Annotated in this window: 7 protein-coding genes and 1 pseudogene; 5 read left to right on the forward strand and 3 right to left on the reverse strand. The window is 55.3% G+C overall.

What is annotated here, in order from left to right; genetic code table 11:
- Nucleotides 1-55: 55 nt before the first annotated feature.
- Both J2T57_RS21940 and J2T57_RS21945 read right to left on the reverse strand, forming a co-directional pair.
- Nucleotides 56-586, reverse strand: a complete 531-nt coding sequence (locus J2T57_RS21940; RefSeq protein ID WP_253485918.1) for a hypothetical protein — start codon at nucleotides 584-586, stop codon at nucleotides 56-58.
- Nucleotides 587-931: 345 nt separating this feature from the next.
- Nucleotides 932-1,630: a DUF2306 domain-containing protein gene (locus J2T57_RS21945; RefSeq protein WP_253485920.1), complete on the reverse strand. Its 699-nt coding sequence runs from the start codon at nucleotides 1,628-1,630 to the stop codon at nucleotides 932-934.
- Nucleotides 1,631-1,766: 136 nt separating this feature from the next.
- Here J2T57_RS21945 and J2T57_RS21950 point away from each other — a divergent pair.
- A pseudogene (locus tag J2T57_RS21950) lies at nucleotides 1,767-2,039 on the forward strand (HipA domain-containing protein); the annotation flags it as partial.
- A gap of 215 nt (nucleotides 2,040-2,254) precedes the next feature.
- Nucleotides 2,255-2,689, forward strand: a complete 435-nt coding sequence (locus J2T57_RS21955) for a RidA family protein (protein ID WP_253485924.1) — start codon at nucleotides 2,255-2,257, stop codon at nucleotides 2,687-2,689.
- A gap of 120 nt (nucleotides 2,690-2,809) precedes the next feature.
- Here the strand turns inward: J2T57_RS21955 and J2T57_RS21960 are convergent, their stop codons facing one another.
- Complete coding sequence (locus tag J2T57_RS21960; protein WP_253485927.1) at nucleotides 2,810-3,856, reverse strand: DUF21 domain-containing protein; 1,047 nt, start codon at nucleotides 3,854-3,856, stop codon at nucleotides 2,810-2,812.
- Nucleotides 3,857-4,333: 477 nt separating this feature from the next.
- On the opposite strand from J2T57_RS21960, the gene J2T57_RS21965 reads away from it, so the two are divergent.
- From J2T57_RS21965 to J2T57_RS21975, 3 genes are all read left to right on the forward strand, one after another.
- Complete coding sequence (locus J2T57_RS21965; protein ID WP_253485929.1) at nucleotides 4,334-7,126, forward strand: cation-translocating P-type ATPase; 2,793 nt, start codon at nucleotides 4,334-4,336, stop codon at nucleotides 7,124-7,126.
- Nucleotides 7,127-7,288: 162 nt separating this feature from the next.
- A complete protein-coding gene (locus J2T57_RS21970) occupies nucleotides 7,289-8,056 on the forward strand; it encodes an SDR family NAD(P)-dependent oxidoreductase (RefSeq protein ID WP_253485932.1) in 768 nt (255 codons plus the stop codon).
- A 196-nt stretch (nucleotides 8,057-8,252) separates the two neighbouring features.
- Nucleotides 8,253-8,522, forward strand: a complete 270-nt coding sequence (locus J2T57_RS21975) for an SDR family oxidoreductase (protein ID WP_253485934.1) — start codon at nucleotides 8,253-8,255, stop codon at nucleotides 8,520-8,522.
- The last annotated feature ends 800 nt before the right edge of the window (nucleotides 8,523-9,322 follow it).

The raw sequence follows: 9,322 nt of genomic DNA on the forward strand, positions 1-9,322 counted from the left end.
CCCGCTCGCGAACCTCAGGTGAGAACTTGTTGGTCTTCTTCATGGCTCCATCTTCTCAAGAGTTGGAGCCTCCACCAAACCCGGGGCGGTTCAGGGCTCTAGAATCGGGCTCTAATAATGAGGCTAAAGTCCCCGTTGTTCTGCCAGCTTTTCCAGTGCTGTTAGTGTATGACTCTGATAAACGATACTTTAGGTACTCCAGTAGATCTGAGGTAATGTCGTCGAAGGAGACCCGGTTGCGAAGTGTTTGCCACTTTTGGCCTGCAGGCTCAAACAAGTCCCAAGGGTCGGAGCAGGTATTTGTAATAGCGATACTGATGCCATCTGAAGTTAAGTCCAATCTTGCGATAAGTGGGCGCCATCTCTGTGGCTTGGGCATCCCATATTCGAAGGCGCAGGGTCCGGTGCTGCGATAGCGGATGCTGGGATCAAAGCCGAGAATGTACCTATGTAGCGATGAGAAAACCTTTTTGGTATCGTCGGTTATTGATCCCAGTATCAATTGGATAGTTTCGGGGCTGTTGGTTTCGCCACCAGTTGCTTCGATGAAATCAGATGCTGACAACGTGTTTTGCTGTTGATTCATCGTTCTTCCCATACCTTCTATGAAGACGTACTTCTCGGTCTTTCGGGTGATGGGTCACTTGGGCTTCTCATACTTAGCCCACGTCCGCCAGCCGAAGGCGATTAATCTTTGCTCCCAATTTCTTTGCCGATTTCTGCTTTTCAGCACCGTAGTGCAACTCTCGATGGCAGTTTGTGTCAGATCTCATATCACATGAACCTGTCTCATCCAAAAGTCCACAAGTGATTGTTTTTCGGACGAACGCACTGATACCGACTCTGAGTCTCGCCGATTCGTAGCAGATAACCACTGCCGAGCCACGTCTTTATGCCATACCGCCGACTGAATACCTGAACACGGTGCGGCTTATACTTGCGAAACGTCACCTCCTCGACCTGGTGTTGCCCGGCGGCTTTGAAGGGCTCGCCCCTGAATCACGACTTCCGTTAGAAGCAGTGGAATGACCCAGGACACCCAGATGGCGGCCCCGCCAACTTCTGCCGGGGTGCCGAGTGCTCTTACCGCTGGTAATTCAAAAAGGAAGCGGAAGGTTACGAAGCTGAAGGTCAGGACGTAACTCCGGATCATCCAGTCTCGGTGAACTGTAATTTCACGCAAGCGGATGGCGGCATACGCCATTCCGATGCTTAAAAGCCAGGCGAAGTTCAGTGCGATGAGCCCTGCCCCAAAGCTCAGCCCGAGGTAGTTAGCAGGGGCGAGAAAAAACCCGGCTGTCGAGCTAAGGAGAACCCCACCAATGTAAAGACGACCCGTCCACCGGTGGACCGTGAGCGATCGCCGCCGGAGCCCAGACCAAAACTGGAAAGGCCCCATGAAGAGCGCCACAGTGCCTCCGACGATATGAAGCACGAGCGCTGCACGGTGGGGCCAGAACCGCCCAAAAACGTCTTCATTCTGGTTAAGCAAATACGGAAGAGCATCGCCCAGCCAAAACCTGAGAGCCAGCCACGCCAAAACCCCGACGAGCAGCACTGTGATCCCAATTCGGATAACGTTCAGGCCGGTCAGGCGACTTTGTTCTCGCGAATGTTCGATAGCGCTCATCGTGACCTCCAAATAATGGCGGGCACAAGAATGCAATTTTAAGGGTAGCAAAGTGCCGACCGCGTCTGGGTCACCCCACCCCACCCCGCTTTGCGCGCAACTGCGGTGATTTGCCAGGTATTCCCAGGCTGAGCCCACGCAGCTCAAGCCTGCGAATTCAAAAGTGCATCAGGTATTGGATCGCTCCTTTCTACTGGTTGAGCGCTATGCCCGACTCATTGATCCCCAGGGGCACCGGCAGCGCCAAGAGGGGTTCTGCCAGACACTTGGCGTGGTGTCTGAAATGAAGTACCAGAATGAAGGGGGGCCGGATCTGGCGCGGTGTTTTGATCTGGTGCGCAGTGCGACGCGCCCCAGTGCGCCGCAGGTCCTGCGGCTGCTCGACTACGTCGATTTTCAAGTTAAGTGAAAATATCACCGCAAGTGAGACTCTCAGAATCGGCCTATGAGACGAATCCCCGAACGTCGACGGGTTCGAGGCTCTTGAGCAGACAAAGCCAGAGATCGGCGCCTGAAGAAAGGATTACAATGACACCTAGCCTTGCCAGCGTCCTGAGGCGGGTTCAGGTATCCAAAGTCTAATGAACTGGTTTGTTCACCCGGAGTAACTGGAGGTAATGAGAAATGCCAGAAATAACCAGTAAGCCCGACGATTTCCTCACTATTTACAATCCAGAGGGAATATCGCCGCCGCTCGGACAATATACTCACGTCGCTCGGGTCAAGCCATCAGAGCTACTTTTTATTGCAGGCGCATTGTCGGTGAACGCCCGAGGCGAGTCGGTCGGCGAAGGCGATCTCTACGCCCAGGCGAAACAGATTTTCGCCAATATGCGCGACACGCTCGCCTCGGCGGGCGCGGATTTCGGTAATATTGTCCAATTTACTACGTACCTGGTATCTGCCGACCTGATCCCCGAATTTATGGAATTCCGGAAGAAACACTTTCCCGAGTACTTCCCGGACGGAAAGTACCCACCCAATACCTTGCTGATCGTCCAACGACTTGTTCACCCGGAATTCCTCATCGAAGTACAGCCGATTGCCGCACTTCCGTAGGATTGGTGCGGCGGGAGGTACAGCGGCTGGCTGTGCCTCCTACCGCGGAAATTTAAATTACCCTTTAGACATCGGTCTTTCCTCGTGTCGACCCATTATCGAAAATCACGGCGAACGAAGTTAAATGGCGGAGGCAGTATCCGCAGCTATTGCCGGCACAGGGTTACGCACGATACCGCGGAGCAGACGACCCAGGATATCCGTGCCGGTGATGATACGCTTTTCATCTGCCCAGAGTAGGATCACGTCCTCGTCCAGTACATCGTCCTCGCCATGTTCGGGTTTCACGCGAAAGCGTCCTATAACGTCGCCAAGGGGTGTGGCGGGGTCTTGGATGATGATTGGCCGGTGGCAATAGGTGAGTGGACGGAACGCGCCATCGTCGAACAGCGCCGCACGCAGAAAGGCGTCGCAGTCCACCAGCAAGCGGGGCTCGCCGGACTCATCCACCAGCACTACCCGGCTCTTGCCGGAGCGGTGCAGCAGGCGCAGGAAATCATCATTCCGGGCTTGGTGGACTGGTGGAAAAATCGCCCGTGTACCGTCGAAGGGCAGCTGCACGATGCTTTCCGCGTCCAACGGTTCACCCTCTGCGGTCAGCGGCAGGTCATCGAGTTTCAGGAAGTTCATCGCACCGAGACCCTCCAAGGTATTTATCTCAGTCTCTCCGGATTCCATGTGCAGTCGGATCACCTGGCGCAGGTCATGCTCCTTGAAGTATGAAATGGCCTCTGGCCCCAGCCAGCGATCCAACACCCAGGCTGTAGGACGGGCCACCGGCCAGAGCAGGAATTGATAGATACGGAGCATCGGTGCGAGTCGCGAGGCCACCTGCAGGGCGTGACGTGAGAAGTAAGATTGCGGAACAATCTCTCCGCAGATGGTGATCACCACGGTGGAGAAGAGAAACGCCAGTACCCCCGTCAGCACAGAGCCGGCCAACAGTGCAAGTAGCACGTTCACCGCCACGTTACCCCATAGGATGGTGACCAGCAGGAAGTTTGCGTCCTGGCGCAGATCGTGGAGTCGTTGCGCGTTCGGCTCGCCCTTGCGGGCGGAGATTTCTAGCTCAAGCTTGCTGACCGAGAAGCAGGCCAGGTTAAGGCCGGAGAACATCCCCGACTGGGCCAGACATAAAAGGATACCGATCCAGGTCAAAAGGGTCATAGGAGTCGCCTTCGTCGATTGCGATGTCTTAGTGTCGTCCCCGGTGCCGGGTTGGCTCTTTATCTATGTCAGGGCGGCAGAGGCCATCGCGCGCAACAAGGCGGCACGGTGGTGTTCAAGGACGGAACCGACGGCAGCCGTGCGAAGTATGTCTCGGATCTCCCTGGTTTTCGCCGGCCCAGCAAAACCATCTCGGTCGCATACCGCAAGTTTTTCATAATTGTTACATATACTTACCGTTCTAGATTGACGCAGGTCAATGCTGGAAGCTAGAGATCATGTTGGAATTAGGGCTGCGCAACCCGTAGCGACAACATGAGGAATTCGAGCAGACCGTTAAGGTCCAAACGCAGGCGCATATCATCGAGCTGACGCGGCGGACGCAGGGGCTCTTCAGGCTGAATCGAGCTGGAGCCCCTCAGTTAGGGCGGTTCAGGGAGGCGCAGGCAGAGCTGGGGAGCACAGGAAGCGACACGAATGGCACCGAATGACGGATTGTCCCGGGACGATCTCGGCAACACAGCATGGCATGCGCTTTCGCACAAGGATGCGGCAGCTATGCTTGCCGTGGACCCCAAGCAGGGCCTCAACGACAATGAGGTTGAGTCACGTCGGGAAAAGTTTGGCAAGAACCGTTTGCAAGAAAGCACCCGGCACTCGGTTTTTCGGCGTTTCCTTAGCCAATTCAACAACCTTTTCATTTATCTGCTGTTAATCGCCGGCATCGTGACAGGCCTGCTCGGGGAACATCTCGACAGCGGTGTGATCTTCGCCGTGGTGTTGATCATCGGGGTCATCGGCTTCATTCAGGAAGGCCGCGCCGAGCGCGCTCTCGAAAGTGTCCAGAAAATCCTCTCGCATGAGGCGCAGGTCACCCGGGGAGGGGAGCAACACAAGATTTCAGCCGAGGAGTTGGTGCCGGGAGACATCGTCCACCTCGACGCCGGCGACAGCGTACCCGCGGACCTCCGGCTTCTGCACGCGAGGAATCTGCAGACCCAGGAAGCGGCGTTAACCGGAGAATCAACTGCTGTCGAAAAATCGACTGAACCCGTCGAAGAAAACGCGGAAATCGGAGAGCGGGGCAGCCTTGTCCATTCAGGGACGGTGGTCACCGCAGGGCGAGGCACGGGTATCGTTGTCCGGACCGGTGAAGACACCGAGATCGGCCAGATCAGCGGCATGCTGTCCGATGTGGAGAGCCTGCGTACGCCGCTAATGCGCAAGCTTGACAGCTTCACCCGGACGCTAAGTATCGGGATTGTGGGCGTTGCCGTCATCGTCCTTGCCATTGGCATCTTACTGTGGGGGAGGGACTGGGACGAGATGTTTTTTGCGGCGGTGTCAATTGCCGTCGCCGCGATCCCAGAGGGTTTGCCCGCCGTCATGACTGTCACGCTGGCCATTGGCGTCGAACGGATGGCACGTCGCAATGCGATCATTCGAAAACTGCCCGCGGTAGAGACACTCGGTGCGGTCACCACAATCTGCGCCGATAAAACGGGTACGCTCACCCGTAACGAGATGACGGTGAAGACCGTGCGTACCGCAACAACCGAGCTAGAGGTCGAGGGCGTTGGCTACGATCCCGAAGGCGGTTTCACGATTGACGACGAGCCAACTGATCCCAGAGAGCACGATGACGTGCGTGAGATGCTCTGGATCGGCCTGCTATGCAACGACGCAGAGCTGAAACAGGAGCACGGCGAGTGGCGCCCCGAGGGGGACCCAATGGAAGCGGCCCTGATCGTGCTTGCCCAAAAGGCCGACCTCGAAAGCGAGACCGAAGCCGACAAGACACCCCGCAAGGACTCTATCCCCTTCTCATCCGAGCGACGCTACATGGCAACGCTCCATCAGGGTGATGAAGGTAATCATGTGATCTACGTGAAGGGGGCACCCGAGCGACTGCTCGAGATGTGCAGCAAAGAGTTACATGGTGACGAGCTTCATGACTTAGATCCAGACGAGTGGCTGCGCTGGGCCGACGAGATCGCTGAACGGGGCCAGCGACTGCTTGCGGTTGCCCGCAAGGACGTCGGCGAGATGTCGGAACTCACCGAGGAGGAGGCCGAGCACGATCTTGTCTTTGTCGGCCTTTATGGGCTGATCGATCCGGCGCGCGAGGAGGCGATCGAATCAGTCGCTATCTGTCATGAGGCGGGTATCGGTGTGAAGATGATCACCGGAGACCATGCCAAGACCGCTGCATCGATTGCGCGGACGCTGGGCATCGAGAACGACGCCCAGAAGGTGCTGATCGGGCGTGAGATCGAGGAGATTTCCGACGACGATTTGCCCGCTCGAATTGCCGACATCAATGTCTTTGCGCGTTCAAGCCCTGAGCACAAGCTTCGGCTTGTGAAGGCTTTACAGTCAACGGGTCAAATCGTTGCCATGACCGGTGACGGCGTGAACGATGCACCTGCCCTCAAGCGCGCAGATATCGGAATTGCCATGGGGCAGGGAGGTACCGAGGTCGCCCGGGAAGCGTCGGCCATGGTGCTCGCCGATGACAACTTTGCGTCGATCGAGCGGGCGATCGAGGAAGGCCGAGTCGTCTACGATAACTTTCGCAAGTCGATTCTTTTCCTGCTACCGACGAACTTCGCACAGGGCTTCATCATTGCACTTGCGATCACACTTGGCTTCGTCCTGCCCGTGACGCCCGTGCAGATCCTCTGGATCAACATGGTAACGGCAGTGACTCTGGGCATCGCGTTTGCCTGGGAAAAAGCTGAAGGCGACCTGATGACCCGAGCGCCCAATCCGCCAAACGAACCGCTGCTCACGGCGTTTGTCTTGTGGCGCACAGCTTTCGTTGGGATGCTTCTTCTGATCGGAGCAGGATTGCTCTTCTACCTTGAACAACAGAACCCAGATACGCCGGTGGAACTGGCTCGGACCCTCGCAGTGAATGCATTGGTGATAGGGCAGGTGTTCTACCTACTAAACACCCGCTCGTTCAGTGCGCCGGCCTACACACTCTCTGGATTGACTGGAAACAAGGTGGTCTTGATTGCCATCACTGCCATCATCGGTTTGCAGTTGCTGCTGACCTACGCCCCGTTTATGAACGCGCTGTTTAGTACCGTGGCGCTTGATTTGCGGGGTTGGGGGCTTTGCATTCTTGTCGGCTTCGCGGTCTTCGCGCTCGTGGAAGCCGAGAAGATGCTGCAGCGTCAGGGGCGCTTCCCCTTCGCCCCCAGCAAAAACGAGCGTCTGGGGCCGGATCAGAGCACGAATGGAAAAACAGCATCCACTGACTAGGAGCTACGGAAAATGCGGCACGCTCCAGGATTATCGGATGGAGGGACGCGCGACGCTATTCAATGCGGTCTTTTTGTTCCGCCAAACAACTCTTGATATTAAGCTTAATTGATTGCACATCATCTATGTATTTTCAAGACTAACCAAGGGGTTCGAATAAATATGAACCGTGTATTTGATGTTTCTGGAAAAGTAGCCATCGTTACCGGCTCTTCAAGCGGCTTAGGGGTTCAATTTGCGAAAGTGCTTGCAGAGCACGGGGTCAATTTGATACTCGCAGCCAGACGAATTCAACGGATGGAATCACTGGCTGCAGAGCTGGAGCAAAAGGGTGTTAAAGTTATTCCTATCAAGTGTGACGTCACACAGGAAGAAGATGTTAAAAATGTGGTACAGAAAGCGATTGATGAATTTGGCCGGGTTGATATCCTAATCAATAACGCTGGGCTTGGAGCGGTGACGCCCCTTGAGAAAACCACGTTAGAAGAGTGGGAAAATGTCCATAACGTCAACGTGGCAGGCGTCTTCCTTTTTATCAAGCATGTGATCCCCTACATGAAGGAAAAGCAATACGGGAAAATCATTAACATTTCATCGATGTTTGGGCACGTGGGTAATACCGCCATTACAACTGCCGCTTATCACTCTTCCAAGGGAGCAGTGGATAATTTAACGAATGCACTGGCTGGTGAATTCTCAAAATATGGTATTACCTCTAATGCTATTGGCCCCGGGTTCTTTGAATCCGAAATGACAGAAGAGGTTATCAACGACGAAGATTTCTTAAAATTTATCCAGAACAGATGCCCAATGGGGAGACCGGGCAAAGCGGGTGAACTTGACGGAGCGCTGCTATTTTTGGCTTCTGATGCATCAAGCTATGTCAGTGGAGTGACTATCTACGTGGACGGCGGCTGGACCTCCGTTTAGCTGCCTCGCGTTGTTAGGATCTGCGGCGCCATCGGATGGGCTAGAGGAGGAGATGGAGACGATGACACCACCTGTAAGCCTGACAATGCGGATTGCGAGGAGACCATAGAAGCAATTGTGCCCTGGAAGCTAACTGCGCACGATTGGCGGCAGGCCCTGCGCGAAAAGGGCGCAGAGCAACCACCGGAGCAACGTCATGAAAAAACCACTGGCGGTTATTGTTGGCGTTGGTAACGGCCTGTCCGCCTCACTTGCACGAGCGCTGGGGCGCCGCAACTATCGCTTGGTACTGGCAGCCCGGGACACTGACAAACTCCATGACCTGGCTGCCGAGACCGGTGCTGAAACGCATGCCCTCGATGCAACGGACGCCGCGGGCGTGGACCGTTTTTTTTCAGAATTGCCTGCAGCGCCGCGAGTCCTCATCTACAACCCCTCACCACCGTCTGCTAAGCGCTGGACATGATGCACCTCCAGGAAGGGCGAGCCGTCCTCACGATGAAAGGGTGCCGGAGCATCACAACATTCACATCGACCAGCTGCTTGGACCAATACCCAGGCGACCACATCTGGGTCTCTGACAAACTGGGTCACGGAGGACTCAACCGACGCCGGCTTCTTATTGCCCTTTGGTGGTGTTGCCGGTGGTTTCTTCCTGAGCTTCTCAACTGCCGCGTCAAAGTCTGAATTAGAACCTAGCTGTTGGCCTTCGGAGGCAGCTATCAGCTTTTCCAAAATCCGAATGACATTTGTTCCGACATTACGTGCTGGCCTCAGGCCAGACACCCACCGTCGACCTTGGAGTGAGTAAACATAAGAGATGTTCTGCATTAGATATTCATATGACTTAACAGTGCGGCCAAACCTATCCGCTAAGGCTTCATAATACGATTTCTTTGTGAACGCTTGACCATTACCCTCAAGCCGATGCATATCCACATAGGCTTCGACAGACGCACGAAGCTCTTCTTCAGACCCGTTATTGTCCAAGACCTACCTCGATATCTTCAATTGCCAAGTAATTGTGTCGCTGGCCCCCCCTCTAGTCCACCTTACAGCTTGGTGTCATGTTTCCGGCACCCGCCATAGGTCGTCGGACAGTAGGTGACTGTCACGCAAGCCATCCCTTCAGCTTACCCAGTTGTTGCCATGCTGCTGCTTGCAGATCATCGGTAAGCGTCCGGGCAACACCGCCTTGACGATGTGCGTTGCGATCAGTCCGCCGGACGAAGCTCTGGCAGATTCCAGGGCAGCAGTTCTTCGATG

The sequence above is a fragment of the Natronocella acetinitrilica genome (assembly GCF_024170285.1).
In the GTDB taxonomy this organism is placed as follows: Bacteria; Pseudomonadota; Gammaproteobacteria; order Nitrococcales; family Aquisalimonadaceae; genus Natronocella; species Natronocella acetinitrilica.

What these genes read in the sequence shown, in the direction of transcription:
- J2T57_RS21965 (WP_253485929.1), top strand. Translation starts at nt 4,334, where the DNA reads ATGGCACCGAATGACGGATTGTCCCGGGACGATCTCGGCAACACAGCA.
- J2T57_RS21975 (WP_253485934.1), top strand. Translation starts at nt 8,253, where the DNA reads ATGAAAAAACCACTGGCGGTTATTGTTGGCGTTGGTAACGGCCTGTCC.
- J2T57_RS21940 (WP_253485918.1), bottom strand. Translation starts at nt 586, where the DNA reads ATGAATCAACAGCAAAACACGTTGTCAGCATCTGATTTCATCGAAGCA.
- J2T57_RS21970 (WP_253485932.1), top strand. Translation starts at nt 7,289, where the DNA reads ATGAACCGTGTATTTGATGTTTCTGGAAAAGTAGCCATCGTTACCGGC.
- J2T57_RS21960 (WP_253485927.1), bottom strand. Translation starts at nt 3,856, where the DNA reads ATGACCCTTTTGACCTGGATCGGTATCCTTTTATGTCTGGCCCAGTCG.
- J2T57_RS21955 (WP_253485924.1), top strand. Translation starts at nt 2,255, where the DNA reads ATGCCAGAAATAACCAGTAAGCCCGACGATTTCCTCACTATTTACAAT.
- J2T57_RS21945 (WP_253485920.1), bottom strand. Translation starts at nt 1,630, where the DNA reads ATGAGCGCTATCGAACATTCGCGAGAACAAAGTCGCCTGACCGGCCTG.